Source organism: Actinomadura chokoriensis (genome assembly GCF_039529475.1).
In the GTDB taxonomy this organism is placed as follows: Bacteria; Actinomycetota; Actinomycetes; order Streptosporangiales; family Streptosporangiaceae; genus Spirillospora; species Spirillospora bangladeshensis.
In genome coordinates this window covers 1-1,124 of record NZ_BAAAMW010000073.1, presented here as the reverse complement: position 1 = coordinate 1,124, position 1,124 = coordinate 1, and the positions used below count along the sequence as shown (strand labels likewise).

The window sequence follows — 1,124 nt, the reverse complement described above, 5'->3', positions numbered from 1 at the left end:
CGATGCCGAGCCATTGCAGATGGTCGAGCTTGGAGATCAGCCCCCGCAGGTCCCCGTAGCCGTCGTTGTTGGAATCGGCGAAGCCCCGCACCGACACCTCGTAGAACACCGCCGTCTTGAACCAGTGCGGGTCGCGCGGCGTCTCGGGGCTGAACGCGTCCGGGACCGGTTCGGACGAGGTCGGGATGGCATCGGGCGGGATCTCGGTGACGGGCTCGTCTCGTGGCACGGCGCCCGGTGCCGGATCCGGCCCGGGGCCCGGCGATGCCGCCGCGGATTCTGGCTCGTGGGGTCCGCTCAACTCTCGCTGCTCCGGAACGTCAGGACATGGGCGGGCTGGGTGTGGGGGTCCAGATAGACGTAGTTGGCCTGGGTCCAGGTGTAGGTGGCGCCGTCGAGTTCGTCGGTGACGGTGTGGGGGTGGTGGGGGTCGTCGGGCAGGCCGAGGGCGGGCAGGTCGAGGTGGACGGTGGCCTCGCGGGGCTGGTGGGGGTTGAGGTTGACCACGGCGAGGACGACGTCGTCCATGTGGCGTTTGGAGAAGGCCAGGAGTTCGGGTTGGTCGATGTGGTGGAAGTGCAGGTTGCGGAGTTGCTGGAGGGCGGGGTGGGTGTTGCGGAGGGTGTTGAGGCGGGTGATGAGGGGGGCGATGGTGGTGCCGTGGCGGGCGGCGGTGTCCCAGTCGCGCGGCCGGTACTGGTATTTCTCCGAATCGCGGTATTCCTCGCTGCCGGGCCGGACGGGGGTGTTCTCGCACAGTTCGTAGCCGGAGTAGATGCCCCAGGTGGGGGACAGCAGTGCGGCCAGGACGGCGCGGATCTCGAACGCGGGCCGGCCGCCGTGCTGCAGGTACTCGTTGAGGATGTCGGGGGTGTTGGTGAAGAAGTTGGGCCGCATGTAGGCGGCGGCGGGGCCGGTGAGTTCGGTGAGGTAGTCGGTGAGTTCGTCGGCGGCGTTGCGCCAGGTGAAGTAGGTGTAGGACTGGTGGAACCCGGTCTTGGCCAGGGTGTGCATCATCGCGGGGCGGGTGAAGGCCTCGGCGAGGAAGAGGACGTCGGGGTCGGTGGTGTTGATGTCGGCCAGGAGCCGTTCCCAGAAGGCGACGGGTTTGGTGTGGGGGTTGT

The 1,124-nt window shown here is 68.3% G+C and carries 2 protein-coding genes; both read right to left on the bottom strand.

Annotated features, from left to right (window positions below; all coding sequences use genetic code 11):
- Positions 1 to 229: alpha-amylase family glycosyl hydrolase (locus ABFX46_RS43290; RefSeq protein WP_487046980.1), on the bottom strand; the 229-nt coding region annotated here is incomplete at its 3' end.
- A gap of 68 nt (positions 230 to 297) precedes the next feature.
- On the bottom strand, positions 298 to 1,124 hold an 827-nt coding region (locus ABFX46_RS43285), incomplete at its 5' end, for an alpha-amylase family glycosyl hydrolase (RefSeq protein ID WP_487046979.1).